The organism is Wenzhouxiangella psychrophila (genome assembly GCF_042310375.1).
Classification (GTDB): domain Bacteria; phylum Pseudomonadota; class Gammaproteobacteria; order Xanthomonadales; family Wenzhouxiangellaceae; genus Wenzhouxiangella.
Map to the genome: position 1 here is coordinate 45051 of NZ_JBHJMQ010000011.1, position 23613 is coordinate 68663.

General features: G+C 63.1%; 26 protein-coding genes. 11 read left to right on the forward strand and 15 right to left on the reverse strand.

Going from position 1 to position 23613, the window contains the following annotated elements:
- Positions 1-94 precede the first annotated feature (94 nt).
- From nth to rsxB, 6 genes are all read right to left on the reverse strand, one after another.
- Positions 95-757 carry an endonuclease III gene (gene nth, locus ACDC66_RS13140; protein WP_376697185.1) on the reverse strand — a complete coding sequence of 221 codons (663 nt, stop codon included), beginning with the start codon at positions 755-757 and terminating at the stop codon, positions 95-97.
- Positions 754-1449 carry an electron transport complex subunit E gene (locus ACDC66_RS13145; RefSeq protein ID WP_376697186.1) on the reverse strand — a complete coding sequence of 232 codons (696 nt, stop codon included), beginning with the start codon at positions 1447-1449 and terminating at the stop codon, positions 754-756. Before ACDC66_RS13145 ends, nth begins: the two co-directional genes overlap by 4 nt.
- A 59-nt stretch (positions 1450-1508) precedes the next feature.
- On the reverse strand, positions 1509-2120 hold the full coding sequence (locus ACDC66_RS13150) for an RnfABCDGE type electron transport complex subunit G (RefSeq protein ID WP_376697187.1): 612 nt from the start codon (positions 2118-2120) through the stop codon (positions 1509-1511).
- A 4-nt stretch (positions 2121-2124) separates the two neighbouring features.
- On the reverse strand, positions 2125-3150 hold the full coding sequence (locus tag ACDC66_RS13155; RefSeq protein ID WP_376697188.1) for an RnfABCDGE type electron transport complex subunit D: 1026 nt from the start codon (positions 3148-3150) through the stop codon (positions 2125-2127).
- A gap of 180 nt (positions 3151-3330) precedes the next feature.
- Positions 3331-4863 carry an electron transport complex subunit RsxC gene (rsxC, locus tag ACDC66_RS13160; protein WP_376697189.1) on the reverse strand — a complete coding sequence of 511 codons (1533 nt, stop codon included), beginning with the start codon at positions 4861-4863 and terminating at the stop codon, positions 3331-3333.
- Entirely contained in the window at positions 4856-5413 is a 558-nt protein-coding gene (gene rsxB / locus ACDC66_RS13165; RefSeq protein WP_376697190.1) for an electron transport complex subunit RsxB, read from the reverse strand. The genes rsxC and rsxB overlap by 8 nt, the downstream gene beginning before the upstream one ends.
- Before the next feature lie 112 nt (positions 5414-5525).
- On the opposite strand from rsxB, the gene ACDC66_RS13170 reads away from it, so the two are divergent.
- A complete protein-coding gene (locus tag ACDC66_RS13170) occupies positions 5526-5894 on the forward strand; it encodes a cupin domain-containing protein (protein ID WP_376697191.1) in 369 nt (122 codons plus the stop codon).
- A gap of 207 nt (positions 5895-6101) precedes the next feature.
- Here the strand turns inward: ACDC66_RS13170 and ACDC66_RS13175 are convergent, their stop codons facing one another.
- The 5 genes from ACDC66_RS13175 to metG form a co-directional block, all read right to left on the reverse strand.
- Positions 6102-6887: a DUF2189 domain-containing protein gene (locus ACDC66_RS13175; RefSeq protein ID WP_376697192.1), complete on the reverse strand. Its 786-nt coding sequence runs from the start codon at positions 6885-6887 to the stop codon at positions 6102-6104.
- On the reverse strand, positions 6887-7453 hold the full coding sequence (locus ACDC66_RS13180) for a PH domain-containing protein (RefSeq protein ID WP_376697193.1): 567 nt from the start codon (positions 7451-7453) through the stop codon (positions 6887-6889). Before ACDC66_RS13180 ends, ACDC66_RS13175 begins: the two co-directional genes overlap by 1 nt.
- Positions 7454-7511: 58 nt before the next feature.
- Positions 7512-8837, reverse strand: a complete 1326-nt coding sequence (locus ACDC66_RS13185) for a PQQ-dependent sugar dehydrogenase (protein WP_376697194.1) — start codon at positions 8835-8837, stop codon at positions 7512-7514.
- A gap of 80 nt (positions 8838-8917) precedes the next feature.
- Positions 8918-9496: an electron transport complex subunit RsxA gene (rsxA, locus tag ACDC66_RS13190; RefSeq protein WP_376697195.1), complete on the reverse strand. Its 579-nt coding sequence runs from the start codon at positions 9494-9496 to the stop codon at positions 8918-8920.
- A 166-nt stretch (positions 9497-9662) separates the two neighbouring features.
- On the reverse strand, positions 9663-11708 hold the full coding sequence (gene metG / locus ACDC66_RS13195; protein WP_376697196.1) for a methionine--tRNA ligase: 2046 nt from the start codon (positions 11706-11708) through the stop codon (positions 9663-9665).
- A gap of 225 nt (positions 11709-11933) precedes the next feature.
- On the opposite strand from metG, the gene apbC reads away from it, so the two are divergent.
- Positions 11934-13016: an iron-sulfur cluster carrier protein ApbC gene (apbC, locus tag ACDC66_RS13200; protein WP_376697254.1), complete on the forward strand. Its 1083-nt coding sequence runs from the start codon at positions 11934-11936 to the stop codon at positions 13014-13016.
- 140 nt (positions 13017-13156) lie between these two features.
- Here apbC and dcd read toward each other — a convergent pair whose 3' ends face one another.
- The gene (gene dcd / locus ACDC66_RS13205; protein WP_376697197.1) at positions 13157-13726 is read right to left on the reverse strand and encodes a dCTP deaminase; all 570 of its coding nucleotides are present in this window, start codon (positions 13724-13726) and stop codon (positions 13157-13159) included.
- A gap of 248 nt (positions 13727-13974) precedes the next feature.
- On the reverse strand, positions 13975-15072 hold the full coding sequence (locus ACDC66_RS13210) for a S1C family serine protease (RefSeq protein WP_376697198.1): 1098 nt from the start codon (positions 15070-15072) through the stop codon (positions 13975-13977).
- Between the two features lie 307 nt (positions 15073-15379).
- Between ACDC66_RS13210 and petA the strand changes: the two genes are divergently transcribed.
- The 5 genes from petA (at position 15380) to ACDC66_RS13235 (ending at position 19318) form a co-directional block, all read left to right on the forward strand.
- Positions 15380-16000 carry a ubiquinol-cytochrome c reductase iron-sulfur subunit gene (petA, locus tag ACDC66_RS13215; RefSeq protein ID WP_376697199.1) on the forward strand — a complete coding sequence of 207 codons (621 nt, stop codon included), beginning with the start codon at positions 15380-15382 and terminating at the stop codon, positions 15998-16000.
- 2 nt (positions 16001-16002) lie between these two features.
- Positions 16003-17247, forward strand: a complete 1245-nt coding sequence (locus ACDC66_RS13220; RefSeq protein ID WP_376697200.1) for a cytochrome b — start codon at positions 16003-16005, stop codon at positions 17245-17247.
- A complete protein-coding gene (locus tag ACDC66_RS13225; protein ID WP_376697201.1) occupies positions 17247-17984 on the forward strand; it encodes a cytochrome c1 in 738 nt (245 codons plus the stop codon). The genes ACDC66_RS13220 and ACDC66_RS13225 overlap by 1 nt, the downstream gene beginning before the upstream one ends.
- Positions 17985-18051: 67 nt before the next feature.
- Positions 18052-18666 carry a glutathione S-transferase N-terminal domain-containing protein gene (locus ACDC66_RS13230; protein WP_376697202.1) on the forward strand — a complete coding sequence of 205 codons (615 nt, stop codon included), beginning with the start codon at positions 18052-18054 and terminating at the stop codon, positions 18664-18666.
- A gap of 244 nt (positions 18667-18910) precedes the next feature.
- Positions 18911-19318 carry a ClpXP protease specificity-enhancing factor gene (locus tag ACDC66_RS13235; RefSeq protein WP_376697203.1) on the forward strand — a complete coding sequence of 136 codons (408 nt, stop codon included), beginning with the start codon at positions 18911-18913 and terminating at the stop codon, positions 19316-19318.
- 159 nt (positions 19319-19477) lie between these two features.
- Here the strand turns inward: ACDC66_RS13235 and ACDC66_RS13240 are convergent, their stop codons facing one another.
- Both ACDC66_RS13240 and ACDC66_RS13245 read right to left on the reverse strand, forming a co-directional pair.
- On the reverse strand, positions 19478-19819 hold the full coding sequence (locus ACDC66_RS13240) for a DUF3301 domain-containing protein (protein WP_376697204.1): 342 nt from the start codon (positions 19817-19819) through the stop codon (positions 19478-19480).
- Positions 19816-20352 carry a Smr/MutS family protein gene (locus ACDC66_RS13245; protein WP_376697205.1) on the reverse strand — a complete coding sequence of 179 codons (537 nt, stop codon included), beginning with the start codon at positions 20350-20352 and terminating at the stop codon, positions 19816-19818. The genes ACDC66_RS13240 and ACDC66_RS13245 overlap by 4 nt, the downstream gene beginning before the upstream one ends.
- 56 nt (positions 20353-20408) lie before the next feature.
- Between ACDC66_RS13245 and surE the strand changes: the two genes are divergently transcribed.
- The 4 genes from surE (at position 20409) to ACDC66_RS13265 (ending at position 23532) form a co-directional block, all read left to right on the forward strand.
- Entirely contained in the window at positions 20409-21191 is a 783-nt protein-coding gene (surE, locus tag ACDC66_RS13250) for a 5'/3'-nucleotidase SurE (RefSeq protein ID WP_376697206.1), read from the forward strand.
- Positions 21191-21850 carry a protein-L-isoaspartate(D-aspartate) O-methyltransferase gene (locus tag ACDC66_RS13255; RefSeq protein WP_376697255.1) on the forward strand — a complete coding sequence of 220 codons (660 nt, stop codon included), beginning with the start codon at positions 21191-21193 and terminating at the stop codon, positions 21848-21850. The genes surE and ACDC66_RS13255 overlap by 1 nt, the downstream gene beginning before the upstream one ends.
- Before the next feature lie 270 nt (positions 21851-22120).
- Positions 22121-22696 (forward strand): YqaA family protein, encoded by a 576-nt coding sequence (locus tag ACDC66_RS13260; protein ID WP_376697207.1) that lies wholly within the window; start codon positions 22121-22123, stop codon positions 22694-22696.
- Entirely contained in the window at positions 22684-23532 is an 849-nt protein-coding gene (locus ACDC66_RS13265; RefSeq protein ID WP_376697208.1) for a peptidoglycan DD-metalloendopeptidase family protein, read from the forward strand. The genes ACDC66_RS13260 and ACDC66_RS13265 overlap by 13 nt, the downstream gene beginning before the upstream one ends.
- Positions 23533-23613 lie beyond the last annotated feature (81 nt).

Sequence of the window (23613 nt, forward strand, 5' to 3'; positions counted from 1 at the left end):
AGAACTTGATGTTCGTCAATACTCTAGCACTGGTACGTTAAATATGCGCTACGGGGATTTACGTAGCGTGATGGGCTCGCCGTGAAGGCCTGCTTCAGGCGCTTTCGGGCCGTGTGGCGTCGAAATGGCGCTGTTTCTGGCGCCAGCGGCACAGGTCATAGACCGGGCATTGCCCGCACAGCGGTTTTCGCGCCTTGCAGGTGTAGCGCCCGTGCAGGATCAGCCAGTGGTGGGCGTCCCTGAGATAGGCTTCGGGTACGCGTTTCAGCAGTGCCTTCTCGACCGCCAGCGGCGTCTTGCCGGGCGCGAGGCCGGTGCGGTTGGAAACGCGGAAGATGTGGGTATCCACGGCCATGGTGGGTTGGCCGAAGGCGGTGTTGAGAACGACATTGGCCGTCTTGCGACCCACGCCGGCCAGGGCCTCCAGTTCGGCTCTGTTGTCCGGAACCACGCCGCCGTGTTTGTCGACCAGGTCGCGGCAGGTCCGGATGATGTTCTTCGCCTTGGAATTGAACAGGCCGATGGTCCTGATGTAGTCCTTCAGCCCCTCTTCACCGAGCGCCAGAATGCGCTCGGGCGTATTGGCCACTGGGAACAGCCGGCGCGTGGCCTTGTTGACGCCCACGTCGGTGGCCTGGGCCGAGAGAATGACCGCCACCAGCAACTCGAAGGGTGTGTCGTACTCGAGCTCGGTGGTGGGGTGGGGGTCGAGTTCACGGAGTCGGCGGAAGAATTCTTCGCGGTCGGCCTTGTTCATGGGGCGGTGGGTGCGGCGGATGATGGGGAAGGGCGCGATTCTACGCCAGCCTGCCGCGGCCGGTTCACCAGGTATTGCCGCAGTGCGACCAGCAGCCCCAGGCCGATGAAGGCGCCCGGCGGCAGAACGGCCAGCAGCAGGCCCTGGTCGAAAGGCAGCATTGGAATCGTCCAGCCGGCCGCCGCCTCGCCGAAGAGCATGTCGGCGCCGGCCAGCAGGGTGCCCTGACCGACGATTTCACGGCCAGCACCAAGCACGATCAGCACGGCGGCGAAGCCGGCGCCCTGGGCCAGTGCATCGACCAGGCTGGCGCCCACCGGCTGTTTCGAGGCGAAAGCCTCGGCGCGGGCCAGGATGGTGCAGTTGGTCACGATCAGCGGCACGAAAATGCCAAGGGTGCGGCTGAGCTCGTGCAGCCAGGCCTGCATCGACAGATCGATGGCGGTCACTGTCGAGGCGATGATCAGCACGAAGGCGGGGATGCGCAGCTCGGGCTGCCAGGTCGAGCGCAGCGTGGAGACCAGGCCACTTGAAACCACCAGAACCAGCAGCGTTGCCAGGCCCAGCGCCAGGCCGTTGACGGCCGTGTTGGAGACCGCCAGCAGCGGGCACAGCCCCAGCAACTGCACCAGGCCCGGGTTGTTGTCCCAGAGCCCGTTGCGCCAGATGCGTTTTGATTCAGCTTTTGTCATTTGTCATTTTGAAAAAACATGGAACCACGGAACGCACGGAAATCGCACCAGCTTAAATTTTAGTCCGTGTCTTCCTTGTTTTCCGCGGTTTCAAACAGATTCCTCTTGCTGGATTCGAACGCCCGCAGAACGCGCTTGACCGCGTCGATGACGGCCGCCGAGGTGATTGTCGCGCTGGTGACCGTATCGAAGGCGCCGTCCCTGCGATCCGGAGCCCAGTCTTTCGCGGGTGGATTCTCCAGTGACGTGTCCTCGAACTGCTCGACCCAGTCGCTCTTGCCGCGCTCGATCTTGTCGCCCAGGCCGGGTGTTTCTCGATGCTCGAGTATGCGCACACCCAGCACCGTGCCCTCGATATCAGCGGCGACGAGCAGGCGGATATCGCCGCTGTAACCGGCCGGTGTGACCACGTCCATCACCGCCGCGACCGGCTGGCTGCGCAGCCGGGCTCGGTAGATCGTGACCGGGTCGGCCAGTTCGGGTACGGAAAGGCTCGTCGTGTCCTCGAGCAGATCATTGTCGTACTCGATCCCGCTCAACATTGCCGAAACCGCCGAGAGCGCGCGTTGCTTGCGTTCGTCAGCGATCCGTTCACGCGTAAGCTGGTCGAGCCCGGCGAGCAGTATTGCGGCCGCCAGACCGAGGCCGGCCAGGATGAGTGCGGGGCGCATGGTGCTAGTGTCCATAAGTCCTCGGCCGGGTCAGGCGGTCAACCAGCGGCGCGGCCATGTTCATCAGCAGTATGGCGAAGGCCACGCCGTCGGGGTAGCCGCCGAATCGGCGGATGGCCAGGGTGAGAATGGCCACGCCGGCGCCGAACATCAGCTTGCCGCGAATCGTGCTGCAGCCGCTGACGGGATCGGTGGCGATGAAGAAGGCGGCCAGCACGAGGGCGCCCGAGAAGATGTGCTGCAGCGGCGAGGGGTTCGTGTCGGGACCGAGCAGCCAAAGGGGCGCGGACACCATGATGGTGGTTGCGAGGACCGCCACGGGAACATGCCAGGAAATGACGCGCTTCCACAGCAGGTACAGGCCGCCAAGCGCGTAGAAATTGGCGATCCACTCCCAGCCCCGGCCGCCGAAGTCGCCGAAGATCGGAGCGTTGCGGATTTCAGCGACCAGCAGGTTCTCGCGCACCCCGGTTCGGAGTTGATCCAGCGGCGTGGCGCCGGTGACGGCGTCCCAATCCGTTTCGGCGGGCAGTCTGCCCGTAAAAATGGCTTGCGCAGTCTCGATCAGGCCCGGCAGGCCCGGCGAGAGGGAGCGGGGCAGTAGCCATTGGCTGAGCTCGAGCGGAAAGGCGATGATCACTGCGGCGAAGCCGACCATGGCCGGGTTGAAGAGGTTATAGCCGAGCCCGCCGTAGAGATGCTTGGCGACAACGATCGCGAACAGCATGCCGATGGCGGCGATCCACCACGGCGCCAGCGGCGGCATGCACAGCGCGAACAGCACACCGGTCACTACCGCACTGTAGTCGCACAGGAACAGCCCGACCGGGCGGTCGCGAAGCTTGAGCATGACCGCTTCGAAGGCCACGGCAAAACCGACGGCCAGAGCAATCTGGTACAGGATGCCGTAACCGAAGAACCACACGTGCGCGGTAACCGCCGGCACCAGCGCATAGAGTACCTGCCGCATGATCCCGCCTACGCTGGCGGCGGGCGGCTGATGAGGCGCACCGGCGAGCTCGAACTTCATCGTTGTTCTTGTCTGGAAAAATCGTCCACAGATGAACACAGATGAACACAGATAAAAGAACCTGTTTGATTGCGTTCAGGTGCTGCCGCGATGCTGGAGTCAATCTGACATAAGCAGGGGATGACAGAAGACCCAGTCAATAATCTGTGTTTATCTGTGTTCATCTGTGGACAAAGGTTTTCATGACTTTTTGTTGCGCTTCGCACGTTCGATGGCCGCCTGGATTTCGTCCTGGGCGTCCGTTTCCGAACGCTTGAGCTTCTCTTCGCGTTCACGGCGCTTCGCCTGGCGTGCTTCCTTTTCTCGCAGCAGTCGTTCCTCGCGCGCCTCGTAGCGTCGTTTTGCCAGTGCCGCCTGGCGCCGGTCGAGGCGGCGTCGCGTCAGTTCGTCCTTGCCGTGCCTGTAGTAGTCCACCAGCGGGATGTGACTTGGGCATACGGCGGCGCAGCAACCGCATTCGATGCAGTCGGGCAGGTCGTAGTCGGCCGCATCGTCGTAGTTTTCGGCCTCGATCAGCCTGAAAAGGGTCTGCGGCAGCAACCGGGCCGGGCAGACGCGTACGCATTCGCCACAGTTGATGCACGGCAGGGTTGGCTGCGTCGGTGCGGTTTCCTCGCGGGTCAGGGCGAGGATGCAGTTGCTGCCCTTGGTGACCGGGACATCGTCGTCGGCCAGGGCCGTGCCCGACATCGGGCCGCCGAGCACCAGCCGGGTGACATCGCCGTGGTAGCCGCCCGCGGCTTCGACCAGATGGCTGAAGGGCGTCCCGATCAGAGCGAGCAGGTTGCGCGGCTCGGCGATACCGGGCCCGGTGACGGTGACGATGCGCTCGACCAGCGGCTTCCCCTCGACAACAGCTTCGCATGCTGCTGCCGCGGTGCCGACGTTGTGAACAATGACGCCCAGATCCTGGGGCAGGCCGTCATGGGGCACTTCGCGGCCGGTCAGGGCCTGGATGATCTGGCGCTCCCCCCCTTCGGGATAGACGGTAAAGACCTTGCGAATGCGCACCTTCTTTTCGGCATCGAGCTCACGACGGGCGTCGCGCAGCTTCTCTTCGACCGCGCCCATGCGGTCTTCGATGGCGACGACGACCCTTTCGGCGCCGGCTGCGCGCGCCAGGATCAGGCCGCCTTCGATCACTTCCCGGGCGCGCTCGCGCATGAGCATTTCGTCGCAGGCAATCCAGGGCTCGCACTCGGCGCCGTTGAGAATGACGCTGTGGATATCGGGCCAGTCGCCGCGGAGCTTGGCGGCGGTGGGAAACATGGCGCCGCCGAGTCCGGCCAGGCCCGCTCGATGCAGGTGGTCGACGATGGCCGTCCCGGATGCATTGCGCCAGTCCGGAAGGGGGTTGCAGTCGATCCACTCGTCCCGGCCGTCGGGTACGAGCACGATGGCCTGTTGGGTGCCTGCCGGCGGGAAAGCGGCCGGGTGGTCGGCGACGGCCTCGATGGTGCCGGAGGTCGGCGCATGCTCGGGCACGATGAAATCGTCACCCGCCGCGGTCAACGGCTGGCCCTTGGCCACCCGTTCGCCGGGCTCGACCAGCAGTCGGCCTGACTCACCCTGGTGCTGCACGACCTGGATGAACAGCCTTCCTGGCATGGGCGGTCGTTCAACCGGTCGCTGGCAGGCAATCGCCTTGTGATGCGCCAGCTTCAGCCCGCCGGGAAAGCCATGGATCCGGTCGCCGGGAAGCAGGTCATCCATGCGCCGCCTCCCGGATCCGGATCGGGATCGGTTCCGGCCGCGGCCAGCGCCACGGCCGGGGCTCCTCGAATATGTCAATGCAGTCGACCGGGCAGGGCTCGATGCAAAGTTCACATCCGGTGCATTCGGCTTCGATAACGGTGTGCATTTGCCGTTGTGCGCCCAGAATGGCATCGACCGGGCAGGCCTGGATGCAAAGCGTGCAGCCGATGCAGCGGTCTTCGTCGATAACGGCGACCATCGGCGGTTTGTGCTCGCCGCAGGTCTCGTCGAGCGGTTTCGGCTCGACGTCGAGCAGCTCGGCCAGTTTCCTGACGCCTTCCTCGCCGCCGGGCGGGCACTGGTTGATGTCGGCTTCGCCGTCGGCGATGGCCTGCGCGTAGGGTCGGCAGCCCGGGTAGCCGCACTGTGCGCACTGGGTCTGGGGCAGGCGCTCGTTGATCTGCTCGACCAGGCTGTCCTCGTCGGGTGCCAGCCGGTGACTGATCCACAGCAGGGCGGCCCCGATGACGAGCACCATGGCCGTCAGTGTCAGGATGGCAGTGACCATGCCGTCATGATAGTGCGATTGAATCGGTTGCGTGGCCGTTGATATGAAGCAAATGCAACGTCGCTAATATGGGGCACAATAACAACCGTCATCTGAATCATGAGGACACACAATGAACGAGACGAACAGGACGACCCTGCCCATCATGCAACTGGCCAGGGACAACGACGAGTTCCGCAAGGTGATCTGGACCGGCGATAACAGCCAGCTGGTGCTGATGGCCATCCCCGAAGGCGACGAGATCGGCGGCGAGGTGCACGAAGGTCACGATCAGTTGCTGTGGTTTGTCGACGGCGAAGGCGTGGCCAAGATCGGCGATCGAGAAGAGAAGGTGCACGCCGGCGATGTCAGCATCGTGCCGTCGGGAACCTGGCACAACTTCAAAAACACGGGTTCGGGCATGCTGAAGCTCTATACCACCTACTCCCCGCCGGAACACGAACCCGGCACTGAGCATGAAACCAAGGAACAAGCTTCCTGAGGAGCCCCTGTAAAACTACTGCGCGTGCGCCTGACGGCGTCCGGCAGCGTAGGCAGCGAGCCTTGGCGGCTTTCCGCAGGAAAGGAGCCTAGGCGCAGCGCCGTGAAACGCGTGCTCGGAATCCTCATGTATTCCCACATACACTGCGGTTCCTGCGCTCCGGCGGCCACCGTCAGCCACCCGCTCGCTACGTTTTTCAGGGGCTCCTTAATCGCCAATCGTGGGCCACTGGCTGGCATCGACCGTGCGCCGGTAGGCGTGCCAGGTTGCATGGCCGATCAGGGGCAGCAGCACGATGAAGGCAAGCCAGGCTGTGGCCGCACCCACCACCACGCAACCCACGATGATGGCGGCCCACACCGCCATCGCCCCCTTGTTTCTCAATACGGCGTTGATCGAAGTGACAACGGCGGTGACCGTGTCGGTGCGGCGATCCATCAGCATCGGCAGCGAAAACGCACTGGCGGCGAAGACGATCGCGCTGAATACCGCCCCCACCGCCGTACCCACGGCCAGGAAGGGCAGCAGCTCCGACCAGCCGGGGTTCTCGGTGGGTGGGAAGAAGACGTGCACCATGGTCGCGGCCCGGGCCCAGACCAGGAACACGACGGTCAGGATGACGGCAAAGACGAGCGCGTTGCCGACCGCGCGCGCGGCATCGCCCAGGCTTCGTCCCAGGCTGACCCGCCGTCCCTCTTCCAGCCGGCGACTGATCGAGTAAAGCGTGAGCGCCAGCCAGGGGCCGACAAAGACGAACCCGGAAACCAGCCCCAGGTAGAGGCCGATATTGCCGAAAAACCAGGTGGCCGCGGTGATGAAATAACTCAGCGCCAGCATGATGGCGCCGTAGCACATGCTTTGCCGGGGCGCTGCCTTCAGGTCGGCCCAGCCGAGCCTCAGCCACCCGAACGGTTCGGTCGTGGACAGGCTTCGGCAAGGGGCGGCAAACGGCAGCTCATCGGTACTGCCGGCCGGGTCGTTCCGGTCGGACATCAGTCGCTGCGGCCTGCCAGGTTTTGTTCGATGCGCTTGAGGCTGTCGCGGATCTCGCCGAGCACTTCCAGGGATCCGGCTGTTGCCTCTTCGGATGTTTCGGCTTGCGGCTGCGCTGGTTTGTCATCCTCGTCCTGCCAGTCGCTGACGCGGTCGCGCTGGTCGAGAACGGCGTCGCGAAAGTCGTCCACACCGTCGATGCCGGTAATGGTGACCAGCGCACCTTCCGAGGACTGTCCGGCGGTTTCGACCTTCATGCCCTTGATGTTGAAAAGACGCATGATCGGCCCCTGGTTGAGCGCCAGGTCGGTGATCTTCTCAAGGGGCACGCTTTTCTCCTCCACGTTCCAGATACCGCGGCGGACCTTGAGATCGCGCCGGGTCAGGACGATCTCGAGCCGGGCGTAATAGCGCTTGGTGAAGAAGTAAACGATCGGCAGGATCAGGGGCATGAGCGGGATCGTGACCACCATACAGGTCATCAGGATGGCCGTTGCCCACATCTGGTAGCGAATGACCTCCGGCTTGATGCTGGCTTCGCGCAGCACCGGGCTGCGGTCTTTCATGATCGAGTTCCCTCGGTTGGAAAGCGGCCCGGCGATGAGGCCGGGCCGCCGCAGGATTTTAGCCGTTGTCGGGCACGATGCGCAGCACCTGGCCGTCGGATTCGTCGGTAACCAGATAGATGGCGCCGTCCGGGCCGGTCGTTACGTCGCGTACGCGGCTGCCGATTTCCAGCCACTCCTCGCCGACCACACGGTTGTCGTCCAGAACCAGGCGCGAGACCCGTTGTTCGCGCAGGCCGCCGACGAACAGGTCGCCCTGCCAGGCCGGAAAGGCTTCGCCAGTGTAGAAGTCCATGCCGGAAGGTGCGATGACCGGATCCCAGAAATACACCGGCTGCTCCATGCCTTCGGCTTCGGTGCGGCCCTCGTAGACGTCGCCCCCGCGGTACTCGACGCCGTAGGAGATGGTCGGCCAGCCATAGTTCTTCCCGGCTTCCGGGCGGTTGAGTTCGTCGCCGCCGCGCGGGCCGTGCTCGATGGTCCAGAGCTTGCCTCCGGCGTCTTTGGCTGCGGCCTGGATATTGCGGTGGCCGTACGAGAAGATTTCCGGGGCATTTTCCGCGTGATCCACAAAGGGGTTGTCTTCCGGCACGGAGCCGTCGAAATTCAGCCGCACGACGGTGCCGATGTGATTGGTCGGGTCCTGGGCGTTTTTCCGCACGGGATGGCCCTGGCGGTCACCCATGGTGAGCCAGAGCGTATCTTCGTCTTCAAACACGATGCGCGAGCCGTAATGGCCGGTCGATTCCACGGCCGGCTGCTGGCTGAAGATGACCTCGACGTCTTCGAGGCCGGAGTGATCTTCGCTCAGGCGTGCGCGGGCCAGCGCAGTATTGTTGGTGCCGTCTTCATGCGGCTCGGAAAAGCTCAGGAAGATCGTGCGGCTCGACTCGAAATCGGGCGCGATCGCCACGTCCAGCAGGCCGCCCTGGCTGCGGTTGTCCACCTCGGGTACGCCGGCGAGAGGCTCGGAGACGCTTCCGTCGGCGCTCACGTGACGCAGATGGCCCGGCCGTTCGGTGACCAGCATCGAGCCGTCGGGCAGAAACTCGATGGCCCAGGGGTGTTCGAGCCCCTCCGCCACGGTCTCCAGCGCCCAGTCTTCGCTCTCGTCAGGAATCGGTGCGCGCGTCTGGCCCGCGAAAGCCGGCTCCAGGTGCGGTGCCTCGCGGTCGCGTGTTTCCGCCGTTTCTGTCGTTTCTGAGGAGGCGGTGTTTTCCTCTTCGGGTTCGGTTGTGTCTGCCTGAGCATTTTCCGATGTGCTCTCTGTGGCGGTCGTGGTGTCGGTATCGGCCGACGTCGTCTCTTGATCGGTGCTGGTCGCCGTTTCGGAATTGCAGGCGGCCAGCAGGAAAATGCTGATCGATAACAGGATGGTTCTCATGGTGGTACTCCTCGCGTGAAGCGAAACCGGATAGACCCCTATCTTAGCAGTGCCTGTTTCAGAGAGCCTTCAGAAGAGCCTCATAACTTTGCAAACCCGGCAAAGCCCATGAAGGCCAGCGCCATCAGGCCGGCGGTGATCAGGCCGATGGGGGCGCCGCGAAAGCTTTCCGGTACGTCGGCCATGGCGATACGCTCGCGAGCGGCAGCCAGCGTGACCAGCACCATGCCAAAGCCCAGGGCGGCGCCGAAACCGTAAAAAGCCGACTCAAGCAAACTGTTCTGTTCGCGTACGTTGAGCAGCGCCACGCCGAGCACGGCGCAGTTGGAAGTGATCAGGGGCAGATAGATTCCCAGTACCCGATGCAGCAGCGGCGCGGCGTGGCGCATGTAGAGTTCGGTCAGCTGCACCAGCGCCGCGATCACCAGGATGAAGGCGATGATGCGCAGGTACGCCAGGTCCAGCGGTACGAGCAGCCATTCGGTCACCATGTAGCTGGCCACCGAGGCCAGGGTGAGCACGAAGGCGGTGGCCACCGACATGCCGAAGGCCGAAGAGACGCTGTTCGACACGCCCATGAAGGGGCACAGGCCAAGGAACTGGACCAGAACGAAGTTGTTGACCAGCGCGGCCGATATGACGATCAGCACCAGGTCCATGCGCTTCAGCTGTCAGCGGGGTTGTGTAAAAAACCTTGTAAACGCAAAGACGCGAAGACGCAAAGAAATAAAAAAGCAAAAGCAGATACTGGCTGGCTGCTGCTTTTTTGATCTCTTCGCGTCTTTGCGTCTTTGCGTTGAAAAGATTTTTCTTGCACGGCTTACCTTATTTGATGCGCATACCGGGTTCGGCGCCGCTGTCCGGAGAAAGCAGGTACGGCCGGCCGTCTCCGTCGCTGGCTGCCAACACCATGCCCTCGGAAGTGCCGAAGCGCATCTTGCGCGGTTCGAGGTTGGCCACCACGACCGTCAGGCGGCCGTCGAGTTCGCTCGGCTCGTAGTGGCCGCGGATGCCGGCCAGGACCTGGCGCTGCCCCATTTCGCCCAAGTCGAGCTGCAGGCGCAGTAGCTTGTCGGCGCCTTCGACTTCCTCGGCGCGCTCGATGCGGGCGATACGCAGGTCCACTTTCATGAATTCGTCGAACTGGATCATGTTGTCGTCTACTTTTGTCTGGTCGGATTCCGGTTTCTTGCCGTCTGACTTGGCCAGTGATTCGCGGCTTGCTTCGAGAAGCGCTTCGGTCTGCTTTTCCTCGACCCGCTGAAGCAACGGCTTGAATTTGTTGATCTCGTGATCGAGCAGCGGATCGCCGATCAGGTTGAAATCGTCGAGGCGCGTGTCAAGGAATTCGGCAGCCTTCCCGGCGGTTTGCGGAATGACTGGAGAAAGCCAGGTCATCAGCAGCCGGAACAGGTTGAGCGCCTGGGTGCAGATCGCCACGACCTCTTCTTCGCGACCTTCCTGCTTGGCCAGCTTCCACGGCTCGCGTTCGTTGATATAGACGTTGGCCTCGTCGGCCAGCGCCATGATGCGGCGAATGGCCGAATGGTAGTTGCGCTTCTCGAATTCCTCGGTGATGGCCAGGTGTTCGCCGACGAAGCGCTGGTGCAGTTCGGGGTCGGGCAGCTCGGCCGCCAGCTTGCCGCCGCCGAGCTTGTGGATGAATCCCGCCGAGCGGCTGGCGATGTTGACCAGCTTGCCGACCAGGTCGGAATTGACCCGGTAGCGGAAGTCCTCGAAATTGAGGTCGATGTCGACCAGGCCCGAGCCCAGTTTGGCGGCGAAGTAGTAGCGGAGGTAATCCGGGTGCAGGTGCTCCAGCCAGGTGCGCGCCATGATGAAAGTGCCGCGCGATTTCGACATCTTGGTGCCGTTGACGGTCAGAAAACCGTGGGCATAGACACCGGTGGGGCGCTTCAGTCCGGCGCCTTCGAGCATGGCCGGCCAGAACAGGCAGTGAAAGTAGATGATGTCTTTGCCGATGAAATGGTGCATCTCGGCATTGGAGCCGGGCCGCAGCCAGTCTTCGAAGTCCCAGCCGTGACGTTCGCACAGCTCCATGAAGCTGGCCAGGTAGCCGACCGGCGCGTCCATCCAGACGTAGAAGAACTTGTCCTCGGTATTGGGAATGCGAAAGCCGAAGTAGGGCGAGTCGCGGGTGACGTCCCAGTCGCGCAAGCCGTCGGTGAACCATTCCTCGAGCTTGTTGGCAACCTCCTCCTGCAGGGCGCCGGAGCGGATCCATTGCCTGAGGCTGTCGCTGAAGGCCGAAAGCGTGACGAAATAGTGCTCGGTCTCCTTCATGACCGGCGTGCTGCCGGAAACGACCGAGCGGGGATCGGCCAGTTCGGTCGGTTCGTAGGTCGCACCGCAGGATTCGCAGGAATCACCGTACTGGTCTTCCGCCCCGCATCGCGGGCAGTTGCCCTTGATGAAACGGTCGGGCAGGAACATGTTGCGTTCGGTGTCGAAGTACTGCTCGATCGTTTCAGTCCGTACGGCGTCGCGATCCTTGAGTGCCGACCAGATGCGCTCGACCAGTTTGCGGTTGGTGTCGGTGTGCGTCGAAGAGAAATTATCGAAGGACAGGGCGAAATCCTCGAAGTCCTTCAGATGCTCGGCGTGCATCCGCTCGATCAGCTCGTCGGGGCTGATGCCTTCCTTCTCGGCACGCAGCATGATCGGCGTGCCGTGGGCATCGTCGGCCCAGGCGAAGACGACTTCGTTGCCCATTGCGCGCTGGAACCGGGCCCAGATATCGGTCTGGATGTACTCGAGCATGTGCCCCATGTGAATCGAACCGTTGGCATAGGGCAGGGCGGCGGTGACCAGGAGGCGGCGCGGGGTGGTCATGGTGTCGGGTTTCGGCATGGATTGGAGCGTGCGCAAAATTATCGCATGCACTGGGAAGGTTTGCTTGTTGGCTGGTTGTCTCGTTGGCTGGTTCGGCAAGGAATTGCATTGGAGCGCGGCTTTGCCGCGAAAGGATCGGCGCCAGCATCACAATTGCCGAACCAGCGAACCAGCGAACCAGCGAACCAGCGAACCAGCGAACCAGCCAAACGAGTACAATATCGGTCCAGATTCAGTCAGGGCATTTCGGACATGGATAACGAGGAGTTCAAGTCACTCGTCGCTGCTATCGAGGATCCCAATACCGGCCGGCCGCTGGGCGATTCGGTTCGCGGTGTGGCGGTCAGCGATGGGCGCGCGGCGGTGGATATTCGCCTGGCCTACCCGGCGGCCGGCTGGCGCGACGAGCTTGCCGATGTGGTGACCGAGCGGCTGCGCGACGGCGGCGAGGTCAATGAAGTGACCGTCGATATCGATTGGCAGATTCCCCAGCACGCGGTCCAGGGCGGCCTTGATCCGGTCGAAGGCGTTCGCAACATCATCGCCGTGGCCTCCGGCAAGGGCGGCGTGGGCAAGTCCACGGTGAGCGCGAACCTGGCCCTGGCCCTGGTGGCCGAAGGTGCCCGTGTCGGCGTGCTCGACGCCGACATTTATGGCCCCAGCCAACCACGAATGCTGGGATTGAAAGGCGGTCCGAAAACGACCGAGAGTCGCCGGATACTGCCGATGCAGGCTCATGGCTTACAGGTCATGAGCATCGGTGTGCTGGTCGATACCGACCAGGCGATGATCTGGCGCGGGCCGATGGCCACGCAGGCGCTCCAGCAGATGGTTTCCGAGACCCTCTGGGAGGGGCTCGATTACCTCATCGTCGACCTGCCGCCGGGCACCGGAGATATCCAGCTCACGCTGGCACAGCGGATTCCGGTGGCCGGGGCGGTGACAGTCACGACGCCGCAGGAGGTTGCCGTCGACGACGTGCGCCGGGCCGTGGCCATGTTCAACAAGGTCAAGGTGCCGGTTCTGGGCGTGATTGAGAACATGAGCACGCATATCTGTTCCAACTGCGGCCACGAGGATGCCGTTTTCGGCAGTGGCGGCGGTGAGCGCATCGCCCGCGAGGTTGGTGTGCCCAACCTGGGCCAGTTGCCGCTCATCTCGGAGGTGGGGCGAACGACCGACGAGGGCACGCCCATCGTCGTTTCCCAGCCCGGGCACCCGGCCGCCCTTCGCTTTCGCGAAATCGCGCGCCGCGTCGCCGGCCGCTTGTCCACTCAATCGCGCGAAGCGAAGGTGCGGATGCCGAAGATCAAGATTACGGATTAGGCGTTTCCGGGATCAGAAAAACCGGCTAACCACGGAAAACACGGAATATAAAAACAGGCTTAGTTCGAATTTTTCGATCGAATCTCTTCTTGTTCTTCCGTGAATTCCGTGTCTTCCGTGGTTCCAAAGCTTTTGATGTTTCAGGCTTTGGGCAAGGTGACTCCGCGCTGGCCCATGTACTTGCCAGCCCGGTCGGCGTAGGAGGTCTCGCAGGCCTCGTCGGATTCCAGGAAAAGGAACTGGGCGACGCCTTCGTTGGCGTAGACCTTCGCCGGCAGCGGCGTGGTGTTGGAAAACTCCAGGGTGACGTGGCCCTCCCACTCCGGCTCCAGTGGGGTGACGTTGACGATGATGCCGCAGCGCGCGTAGGTCGATTTGCCCAGGCAGATGGTGAGCACGTTGCGCGGGATGCGGAAGTACTCGACCGTGCGCGCCAGGGCGAAGGAGTTGGGCGGGATGATGCAGACATCGCCGGTGAAGTCCACGAAGCTCTTGTCGTCGAAATTCTTGGGATCGACGATGGCGGTGTTGATGTTGGTGAAGATCTTGAATTCGCTGGCGCAGCGCCCGTCGTAGCCGTAGCTGGACGTCCCGTGGGAGATCCGCTTTTGCCCGTCCTCGGATTGCTTGATCTGGCCGGGCTCGAACGGCTCGATCATCCCGTGCTCTTCGGCCATTCGGCGAATCCAGCGGTCGGATTTGATGCTCATGTTCTCGGGTGGCTCCGGTTGCGGCGTGCGGGCGCCGGATTATCGCATGACTTCGGGCTGGGATTTGTTGGCTGGTTTGCTTGTTTGCTGGTTGGCTTGTTCGGCATCGTCACCCAGCGGTGGGCGGCATGGCCGCGTCTACCTAGCGGGTGCGTGAATCTGCACCCTGACTTCGCCGCGTAGCGGCCCCGCAATGCCTTCCGCGCCGAACCAGCCAACCAGCGAACAAGCGAACCAGCCAACCCCGGTCACTCCTGTGGCGGCGGCTGCTGCTTCAGCTCCACGCTCGTGGTGAACACCTGGTTGCCGCGCAGAACTTCCAGCTCCATTTCCGAGCCCGGCTCGGAGCCTGCAATCTGCTGCATCACCTCGCGTGCGCTCTGGACTTGCTGGCCGTCCGCGCTGACGAGCACGTCGCCGCGCTGCAGACCGGCCTGCCAGGCCGGGCTTTCACTCTGGATCTGGATGACGCGGGCGCCCGGCTGCAACGTTTCGGCCGACGTCAGCCGCAGGCTGACGTCGCTCAGCTCGACGCCTATCCAGCCCCGGGTGACGCGCCCGTACTCGATGATCTGTTCGGTCACGCGCCGCACCACCGTGGCGGGAATGGCGAAAGAAATGCCCTGTGCGCCGGTATCCTGCCCCATCGAGGCGCTGTTGATGCCGACGACTTCGCCATTGGGGTTGATCAGCGCGCCGCCGGAATTGCCGGCGTTGATGGCCGCGTCGGTCTGGATGAAGTCCTCGTGTGACGCCAGGCTGAGATGCCCGCGGCTGGTGGCGCTGACGATTCCCATGGTGACCGTGTGGCTCAGTCCGAACGCGTTGCCGATGGCCAGCACCACGTCGCCGGTGCGCAGGTCGTCGTCGCCGGCCAGCGTCGCCACGGGAAGGTCCTCCAGGTTCACGCGCAACAGGGCGAGATCCGTGGCGGGGTCGGAGCCGACCACGCTGGCGTCGGCGACGCGTCCGTCCCAAAGCGCGACCAGGATGTCATCGACATCGGAGATGACATGCTGGGTGGTCAAAATCAGGCCGTCGCTGGAAATGATCACACCCGAGCCCAGGCCGCGGCGTGGCCGGGTGACCGTGCGGTCGCGGTATAGTCGATTGAAAAGCGGGTCGGAAAATTCCAGTCCGAGCGGCTCGGTGACCATGGTGCGGGTATAGACGCTGACCACCGAAGGCGCCGTGCGGTTGACGGCATCGGCGTACGAAGTGGCGGGCGAGCCCGGCTCCTGCTGACGGCCGGCCGGGAGCAGTTCGGGCCACAGCCAGACGAGGACAAAGGCCACGGCCAAGCCGATAATCACGAACTGCACGGCGAAATGGATGATGCGCGTCATGGAATTGGCCAGGGCGGGTCTGTCAAGCTAAGTGACTGTATTGACGTAGGGAACCGCCGGGAATATCCCGGACGGTCTTGATGTGGTCTGGTATTTTCGTCCCGAATATCGAAGGATACCAGCGCGGAATTGAGTATTTGCTTAATTTTTCGCTAAAATAGTCGGCTGATTGCCTTCTCGTTCCGGAAATTCGGTAGTCGATACCTGGAATGGCCCCTGCCGGCGCTTTCGGGTGAAGCGTCGCCAGGCATTGCCAGGAGTAGACTTGTCCGGCGGTTATGAATGATCTTGCTATTGGGAGTGTTCCATGTCGGAAACTGATCTTGCTTCCACGCAGCCACCGGAGAATCCCGGGCGGCGTCGTCTGTTGACCTGGACGACGGGCGTGGTGGGCGCCGTCGGCGCCGGTCTGGCTATTTGGCCGTTTGCCGCGTCCTGGAAGCCGAGCGCCAAGGCCCGCCTCGTCGGCGCGCCGGTCGAAGTCAATATCGGCAACCTGGAGCCGGGCCAGATCATGCGCGTCGTGTGGCGCGGCCAGACGATCGGCATCATGCGCCGCAGCGAGCGCATGATCAGCGACCTGCCCGAGCTCAACGAAAAGCTGGCCGATCCAGAATCCGAGGTCGAGACACAGCAGCCGGGCTATGCGCAAAACGTGCATCGGTCGATCAAGCCCGAGTACCTGGTGGCCAATATTCACTGCACGCACCTGGGCTGCATCCCGCAGGTGCTGCCGGAAGTCGAGGCGCAGCCGTTCGACGCCGAGTGGCGCGGCGGCTTCTTCTGCCCCTGCCACCGGTCGAAGTTCGACCTGTCCGGGCGCGTCTATCGCGGGGTGCCGGCCCAGCTGAATCTCGTGATTCCCCCGTACCATTTCGTTGACGACAACACCGTCATGATCGGTGTCGGTCCTGAAGGAGCAGCGTGATCATGGCCAAGCCCGCGAGCAATCTCAGCAAGAACGTGCAGGCCGTCGGCGCCTGGGTTGACGAGCGTCTGCCGGTCAGCAAGACCTGGCGAGAGCACCTGACCGAGTATTACGCGCCCAAGAACTTCAACCTGTGGTATTTCTTCGGGTCGCTGGCGCTGCTGGTGCTGGTCAACCAGCTGGTCACCGGCATCTGGTTGACCATGTTCTACACGCCGCAGGCCGACCTGGCATTCGGGTCGGTCGAATACATCATGCGTGATGTCGAGTGGGGGTGGTTGATCCGCTACATGCATTCGACCGGCGCCTCGTTCTTCTTCATCGTCGTCTATCTGCACATGTTCCGCGCCCTGCTGTACGGTTCGTACCGCAAGCCGCGCGAACTGATCTGGATCCTCGGCGTATTCATTCTGCTGGTGCTGATGGCCGAGGCCTTCATGGGCTACGTACTGCCCTGGGGCCAGATGTCCTACTGGGGTGCCCAGGTGATCATCTCGCTGTTCGGGGCCATTCCCGAAGTCGGCGATGTCCTGGTCGAGTGGATCCGCGGCGATTACATGATCTCCAACGCCACGCTCAACCGCTTCTTCGCGCTGCACGTCGTGGCCCTGCCGCTGGCGCTGCTGGCCCTGGTCGTGCTGCACCTGGTAGCGCTGCACGAAGTCGGCTCCAACAACCCTGACGGCGTCGAAATCAAGAAGCACAAGGACGAGAAGGGCCGGCCGCTCGACGGCATTCCCTTCCATCCCTACTACACGGTCAAGGATCTGTTCGGGGCCGGGGTCTTCTTGATCCTGTTCGCCTTCGTGCTGTTCTACGCGCCGGAGATGGGCGGCCTGTTCCTCGAGCCGGACAACTTCGTGCCGGCCGATCCGCTGGTCACGCCCGAGCACATCGTGCCGGTGTGGTACTTCACGCCCTATTACGCCATGCTGCGGGCGATTCCCGACAAGTTCCTGGGCGTCGTGGTGATGGGAGGAGCCATCTTCGTGCTGTTCTTCCTGCCGTGGCTGGACCGCTCGAGGGTGCGTTCGATCCGTTACAAGGGCCTGCCGAGCAAGATCATGCTGGCGCTTTTCGTGGTCGGTTTCATTCGCCTCGGCATGCTTGCGCTGGGCGATGGCACGGCCATGCAGACGCTCGAGTCGCGTATCTGGACGGTTTACTACTTCGCGTACTTCGCGCTGCTGCCGTTCGTGACCAAATTCGAGACAACCAAACCGGAACCGGATCGGGTGACCAAGTGATGAGACTCAAATACATTCTTGCAGCCGCCGCCATGCTGGCTTCCGGCTTCGCTTTTGCCGCCGCCGGCGGCGAAGGCCTGGAAAATGCCAATGTCAACGTTCATGACAAGGCATCCCTCCAGCGCGGCGCGGCGATGTACGTCAACTATTGCCTGGGCTGTCATTCCATGCAGTACCTGCGCTACAACCGTCTGGTCGAGGATCTCGACTTGAGCGAGGAGCAAGTCCAGAAGTTCCTGCTCAGCGGAAACCAGGAAGTTGCCGATCCCTTGAACAGCGCGATGAACGCGGAAGAGGCCGAGGAGTGGTTCGGTATCGCTCCGCCGGATCTGACGCTGACCGCGCGCTCCCGCGGTGCGGACTGGATCTACAGCTATCTCAAGAGTTTCTACCTGACCGAAGACGGCTGGAACAACACCGTCATGCCCAACGCTTCCATGCCGCACGTGCTGTGGGAGCTGCAGGGCATCCAGCGGCCGATCACGGAGTCGCACACCGACGAAGAAGGTGTCGAGCATGTCGAGATCGTTGGCCTGGAGCTCGACGAAGAGGGCAAGTTGTCGCCCGAAGAGTATGACGATCACATGCGCGATCTCGTGGCATTCATGCGCTATGCCGCTGAGCCATCCGTGCTCAAACGCGAGAAGATGGGAATCTGGGTGCTGCTTTTCCTGGTTGTATTTACCTTCATCGCATGGCTGCTTTACCAGGAGTTCTGGAAGGACGTGAAAAAGTGATCTCGCGTGGAAGGAGACAGGCCGATCCACAGGTCACCGATCCACAGGTCAATGGAGTAGCTGGCTTATGATGGCTTTATATTCATCCGAGAACTGCCTGGATTGCCATCGAGTCAGGTTCGTCCTGGCCGAGAAAGGCATCAACGTGGAGATCATTCACGTCGAGCAGGATCGGGCCGCCTCGGCGGATCTCGCCGAGCTCAATCCATACGGCGAGACGCCGACACTGGTCGACAAGGATCTCAAGCTCTACGGCACCTGGGTGGTGACCGAGTATCTGGATGAGCGTTACCCGCATCCGCCCCTGATGCCGGTCGACCCCCTGTCTCGTGCTTACCTTCGCCTTGCGATGTATCGCATCAACCGCGACTGGATCGAGCCGGCCAAGATCATCGAAACCTCGAGCGGGCAAAAGAAGGTCGCCTCTGCCAAGAAGCAACTGCGCGAGAGCGTCATTGCCTCCGACGAACTCTTCGGGTTGCGCACCTTCCTGCTCAGTGACGAGCTGTCGCTGGTCGATTGTGCCCTGGTGCCGCTGTTGTGGCGCCTGCCGGCCTATGGCGTCGACCTGACGGCCAAGAAGGCGCCCAATACCCTGAAGTACATGGAGCGGATGTTCGCGCGCGACTCATTCAAGCGCAGCCTGACCGAGCCGGAGCGCATTGTGCGGGAGGGCGAGTAGTGCACCCCGCCACTCATTGTGTGACATTCAGAGCGTGCCTGAGCCGGCAATGCAAGGCGCGCCCCGCAGCGCAGGCAACGAAGGTCTGGCGGTTTTCGGCGCTAGCCGAAAGGAGCCGGACCGGAGTGCCGTCGCGCGTGTTATGTCTCTTGACAAGGAGGCTGCCCTTGCCTGCGAGCCATGCCTTGCAGCTAAGCGCTGTCCGACTCGCTGAAAGTTACACAATGAGTGGCGGGGTGCACTAATGCTGTCGAGTCGACCGTATCTGGTACGCGCCATTCACGAGTGGATCGTCGACAGCGGCCTGACGCCGCACCTGCTGGTCGACGCCGAGCAGCCCGGCCTCGAGGTGCCCGAGTCGAGTATCCAGGACGGCCGGGTCGTGCTCAATATCTCCTCGGGCGCGGTACGGGATCTACTGATCGACAGCGAGATGGTCACCTTCGTCGCGCGCTTCGGCGGCGTCTCGCAGGCGGTCACCGTGCCGATGGCCGCGGTCGAGGCCGTCTATGCACGCGAAAACGGCCGGGGCATGATGTTTCCGGTCGACGAAGATGAGGACGGTGCACCCGAGCCCGATTCGAGTGACGCTTCGGATGACCATTCCGGGCCGGCGCGGAAATCGAGGCCGAATCTGAAAGTGGTCAAATGAAGTGTAAAGTGTGAAGTGTGAAGTGGCGGGCGTTAGGCCGGTAGATCAGGTTTTATATCTCGGGGCTTGCGGCCGGCGGCATGGTTCGAATTAGGTGTTACGTACTAGGTGTTATCGCAAAGCCATCTCATTGATTCTTAACACTTTACACTGAACACTTCACACTTTCCCCTCTTCAATCACCACACCGCTCTCTTCGGTCTCTCCCCAGATACGAATCACCCGCCGCCCCATCAGGGTGAGTTCTCCTGCTCTCCGCCCCATGCCCTCGGGGCTGAAATCGAATCGATAGCGTCTTTGCCAGCGCACCCCGTCCGGCGTTCTCACCGGGCGCAGCGATCTCAGGGCAACGGTCTGGTCGAGCAATTGCCAACCCTGGCGCTGGCAGAAATTGCGCGCCAGTTCGCGTGCCCGGTCGCGGGCATTGACGGCGGACAGCCAGAACACCATCACCGCCGCGAGCGCCAGTAACGCGGCGAAGGGCCCTTCCAGGCCGCTCATCGTCGCGCACGCAACAGGACGTAGACCGCGCCCGTTCCGCCGTCGTGGGGCGGGGCGGAGGCGAAGGCGGCTACGCGGTCGTGGCGGCTCAGCAGCCTGGCGGTCAGCCGTTTGAGCTGCGGGCCGTCCGGCCCCGAGCGCAAGCCCTTGCCGTGGATGATTCGCACGCAGCTCATGCGGTCGCGATCGGCCTCGAGTAGAAAATGACGGATGGAGCCGGTGGCTGCAGCGATATTCATCTGGTGCAGGTCCAGTTCATCCTCCACCCGCCAGTGACCCCGCCGCAGGCGCGTGAGTACGCGCTTTTGCAGGCCCGGGCGAAGGTAGCTGATTTCCTCACCGGTTTCGACGCTGGAGAAATCGATCGGGCCGTGCGCCAGGTCGTCCATCACCTGGGCCTCGTCGCGCTCTCGCTGGCTCGGCCTTGGCGGCGGGGGCTCCGGGCGGGAGTGGTCGCGGTCGCTGCGGATCCGGCGGACTTCGCCGACCGCGGCGCGAAACAGGTCGGTATCGTCGTCGGAATCGCTCATCATCGCTTTTCTTCCCTGGTCTTCGTTTATAGTTATGCCTTTGACCTTCCGGTTCAAGCATGCATATTCTGATCGCCAACGATGACGGGCTTCACGCGCCCGGTATTCGCCTGTTGTCCGAACGCCTGGTCGAGCACTCCGACCAGGTTACCGTGGTCGCGCCCGACCGCGATCGTTCCGGCGCCAGCAATTCGCTCACGCTCGACCAGCCGATCCGCGTCGAGAAGCGACGTGACGGCGTGTTCAAGGTCTACGGCACGCCGACCGACTGCGTTCATATCGCCATTACCGGCCTGCTTGGCGACGAGCCTGACATGGTGGTCTCCGGCATCAACGCCGGTGCCAATCTCGGCGACGACGTGCTTTATTCCGGCACCGTCGCGGCGGCCATGGAAGGCCGCTTCCTCGGCCTGCCCGCCATGGCCGTGTCGCTGGTCTACGGCGAAGAGCAGAACCTTCACTACGAAACGGCCGCCGAGGCTGCCTGCCTGCTGATGGCGCAGCTGAAGGAAAAACCCCTGCCGGCCGATACCATTCTCAACGTCAACGTACCTGATCTGCCGTGGGAGGATATCAAGGGCTTCGAGACCACGCGCCTGGGCCACCGGCATCGCTCCGAGGACGTGATTCCCATCGAGGACCCTCGCGGCCGCCAGTTCTTCTGGATCGGTCCGGCCGGCACCGAGGAGGACAACGGGCCGGGCACCGACTTCCACGCGGTTCGCAATCACTACGTGTCGGTCACGCCGATTCATGTCGACCTCACGCGCTACCAGGCCCTGGACGATGTCAGCCAGTGGATCGACGAGCTCAACAGCGGGCGGTATCGCCAGGCGCAATGATGGTATCGAGCGCGAACAGCGGAATCGGCATGACGTCGGAGGGAACCCGCCAGCGGCTGGTGCGACGCCTGCGCGAGAAGGGGATTCGCGACGAGCGAGTGCTCGAGGCCATGCTCAACACGCCGCGCCATCTGTTTGTCGACGAAGCGTTGTCATCGCGTGCCTACGAGGACACGGCCCTGCCCATCGGCCGTGGACAGACCATCTCCCAACCCTTCGTCGTGGCCATGATGACCCAGGCGGTGATGCGCGATGAGCGGCTCGGCAAGGTGCTCGAGATCGGGACCGGCTCGGGCTACCAGGCGGCCATCCTGGCGCGGCTGGCCGACCGGGTTTTCACCACCGAGCGCATCGGAGAGCTGCAGCGAAGCGCGCGCCAGCGCTTCCATCGCATGGGCCTGCACAACGTCTATACCCGGCACGCCGACGGTATGGAGGGCTGGCCCTCGCAGGCGCCTTTCGATGCCATTCTTGTCACCGCGGGTGGGCATATCCCGGACGCGCTCTACGAGCAGCTCGATGTCGGCGGCGTGCTGGTCGCCCCCGAGCATGCCGGTCTGCATCAGCAGCTCGTGCGCGTGACCCGGACGAAAAAAGGGTTCGACCGCGAGGAACTGGGTGCGGTGAGCTTTGTGCCGCTGCTCGAAGGTCTGGACTAGTAGTGTACCCCGTCGCTATTCGTGTGATATTCAGAGTGCGCCTGAGCCGACAGTGCAAGGCGCGACCCGCAGTGAATGGCCAGCCCTTTACAAGGGGTGCAACGCCGCAATGTCGGCTCAGGCGCGCTCCCGAAGGGCGAGCCGGAAAGCGCTCATCCGCGGCGTTATGTCTCTTGGAAATGGCACCACCATTCCCTGCGAGCCATGCCTTGCGGCTAAGCGCTTTCCGACTCGCTGAATGCCACAGGAATAGCGACGGGGTACACTAGGATGTTTCGCCGCCTCTACGATCGCGTTCTCGTCTGGTCGCGTCATCGCCATGCACGGCGCTATCTGGCCGGCCTGAGTTTTGCCGAGGCCACGTTCTTTCCGGTTCCGCCCGATGTCATGCTCGCGCCCATGGTGCTGGCCGATCGCACATCGGCTTGGCGGCTGGCCTTCATAACGACGGCCGCCTCGGTCGTCGGCGGCCTGTTCGGCTATCTGATCGGCTGGCTGGCCATCGAGGCGATTCTGCCGCTGATCGAGGAGGTCGGCTATATCGACGCCTATGAATCGGCGGTCGAGGCTTTCGAGAACTATGGCGTCTGGTTCGTCATGCTGGCCGGTTTCACGCCTATTCCGTTCAAGATCATCACGATCGCCGGCGGTGCTTTGGGCACGCCGATGCTGGGCTTTATCCTCGGTTCCGTAGTCGGGCGGGGTGCCCGCTTCTACCTGGTTTCCGGCATTATCTGGGCGGGCGGTGAACGCGCTGCCGACTTGCTGAGAGAATGGGTCGACCTGCTCGGCTGGCTGGTCATCGCGGCGGCTGCCGTCGGGGGGCTGATCTGGTGGCTGTGGTAGCACCGGCCGGCCGATTTTCGATTCTGCTGGCAGTATTGCTGCTGGCGGCCTGCGCCCCCTGGCAACCGAGTCCGGACAGTCCCCGAAAACCTCAATCGAAGCCGGATGAACGCGTCATCCAGACACCGCCGGCCTGGTACCGGGTCGAGCGCGGCGACACGCTCTATTCGATTGCGTTCCGCTATGGCCTGGACTGGCGCAGGGTGGCCCGCTGGAATTCGATCGGGTCGCCATACACCATTCGGCCCGGACAGGAGCTGCGCATGACGGCGCCGCCTGCGCCGCCGCCCCGTCAGAGCGAATCGAGTAACCAGGGCGACTCGAGCGCTTCAAGCGCAGACGACAAGCGGCCGCCGCAGGATGAACCCGAGCCGGAGCGCGCCGAGCCGACCGAATCCCGGGCCGATCCGCCGTCGCCCGACCCGTCCCCGGCGCCGTCGGCTTCCGGCAACACCCGTAACGTCAGCGGCGTGGCCTGGCAGTGGCCGACCGACGGCCGAGTGGCGCGGTCCTTCGATCCGGCCGACACCCGCAAGGGCATCGGGGTGGCCGGCAAGGCGGGCCAGGCCGTGCTGGCCGCGGCGGCCGGGCAGGTCGTCTACAGCGGCACGGCTCTGATCGGCTACGGTGAGCTGATCATCATCAAGCATTCCGACAAGCTGCTTTCGGCCTACGGCCACAACCGCCGCCGCCTGGTTGGCGAGGGCGACAGCGTCAAGCGAGGGCAGGAAATTGCGGAAATGGGCCAGAACGACCGCCAGGAAAACATGCTGCACTTCGAGATCCGCCTCGACGGTGAGCCAGTCAATCCCCTCGACTACCTTCCACGCCGGTGAACGGCAAAGAATGGCTAACTGTCCGTCCCCAGAGTGGTGCGTATCTCTGACCTCAAGCAAGTGCCTTGATCGTCGCATTTG

Excerpts from the sequence above, each read along its gene's own strand:
- ACDC66_RS13170 (WP_376697191.1), top strand. The coding sequence starts at position 5,526 with ATGAACGAGACGAACAGGACGACCCTGCCCATCATGCAACTGGCCAGG.
- ACDC66_RS13180 (WP_376697193.1), bottom strand. The coding sequence starts at position 7,453 with ATGAAAGACCGCAGCCCGGTGCTGCGCGAAGCCAGCATCAAGCCGGAG.
- ACDC66_RS13155 (WP_376697188.1), bottom strand. The coding sequence starts at position 3,150 with ATGAAGTTCGAGCTCGCCGGTGCGCCTCATCAGCCGCCCGCCGCCAGC.
- ACDC66_RS13225 (WP_376697201.1), top strand. The coding sequence starts at position 17,247 with ATGAGACTCAAATACATTCTTGCAGCCGCCGCCATGCTGGCTTCCGGC.
- metG (WP_376697196.1), bottom strand. The coding sequence starts at position 11,708 with ATGCCGAAACCCGACACCATGACCACCCCGCGCCGCCTCCTGGTCACC.
- petA (WP_376697199.1), top strand. The coding sequence starts at position 15,380 with ATGTCGGAAACTGATCTTGCTTCCACGCAGCCACCGGAGAATCCCGGG.
- ACDC66_RS13245 (WP_376697205.1), bottom strand. The coding sequence starts at position 20,352 with ATGATGAGCGATTCCGACGACGATACCGACCTGTTTCGCGCCGCGGTC.
- rsxC (WP_376697189.1), bottom strand. The coding sequence starts at position 4,863 with ATGGATGACCTGCTTCCCGGCGACCGGATCCATGGCTTTCCCGGCGGG.
- ACDC66_RS13175 (WP_376697192.1), bottom strand. The coding sequence starts at position 6,887 with ATGTCCGACCGGAACGACCCGGCCGGCAGTACCGATGAGCTGCCGTTT.
- ACDC66_RS13240 (WP_376697204.1), bottom strand. The coding sequence starts at position 19,819 with ATGAGCGGCCTGGAAGGGCCCTTCGCCGCGTTACTGGCGCTCGCGGCG.
- ACDC66_RS13220 (WP_376697200.1), top strand. The coding sequence starts at position 16,003 with ATGGCCAAGCCCGCGAGCAATCTCAGCAAGAACGTGCAGGCCGTCGGC.
- ACDC66_RS13235 (WP_376697203.1), top strand. The coding sequence starts at position 18,911 with ATGCTGTCGAGTCGACCGTATCTGGTACGCGCCATTCACGAGTGGATC.
- ACDC66_RS13210 (WP_376697198.1), bottom strand. The coding sequence starts at position 15,072 with ATGACGCGCATCATCCATTTCGCCGTGCAGTTCGTGATTATCGGCTTG.
- ACDC66_RS13260 (WP_376697207.1), top strand. The coding sequence starts at position 22,121 with ATGTTTCGCCGCCTCTACGATCGCGTTCTCGTCTGGTCGCGTCATCGC.
- dcd (WP_376697197.1), bottom strand. The coding sequence starts at position 13,726 with ATGAGCATCAAATCCGACCGCTGGATTCGCCGAATGGCCGAAGAGCAC.
- ACDC66_RS13255 (WP_376697255.1), top strand. The coding sequence starts at position 21,191 with ATGGTATCGAGCGCGAACAGCGGAATCGGCATGACGTCGGAGGGAACC.
- ACDC66_RS13230 (WP_376697202.1), top strand. The coding sequence starts at position 18,052 with ATGATGGCTTTATATTCATCCGAGAACTGCCTGGATTGCCATCGAGTC.
- ACDC66_RS13185 (WP_376697194.1), bottom strand. The coding sequence starts at position 8,837 with ATGAGAACCATCCTGTTATCGATCAGCATTTTCCTGCTGGCCGCCTGC.
- ACDC66_RS13145 (WP_376697186.1), bottom strand. The coding sequence starts at position 1,449 with ATGACAAAAGCTGAATCAAAACGCATCTGGCGCAACGGGCTCTGGGAC.
- rsxA (WP_376697195.1), bottom strand. The coding sequence starts at position 9,496 with ATGGACCTGGTGCTGATCGTCATATCGGCCGCGCTGGTCAACAACTTC.
- ACDC66_RS13150 (WP_376697187.1), bottom strand. The coding sequence starts at position 2,120 with ATGCGCCCCGCACTCATCCTGGCCGGCCTCGGTCTGGCGGCCGCAATA.
- nth (WP_376697185.1), bottom strand. The coding sequence starts at position 757 with ATGAACAAGGCCGACCGCGAAGAATTCTTCCGCCGACTCCGTGAACTC.
- rsxB (WP_376697190.1), bottom strand. The coding sequence starts at position 5,413 with ATGGTCACTGCCATCCTGACACTGACGGCCATGGTGCTCGTCATCGGG.
- surE (WP_376697206.1), top strand. The coding sequence starts at position 20,409 with ATGCATATTCTGATCGCCAACGATGACGGGCTTCACGCGCCCGGTATT.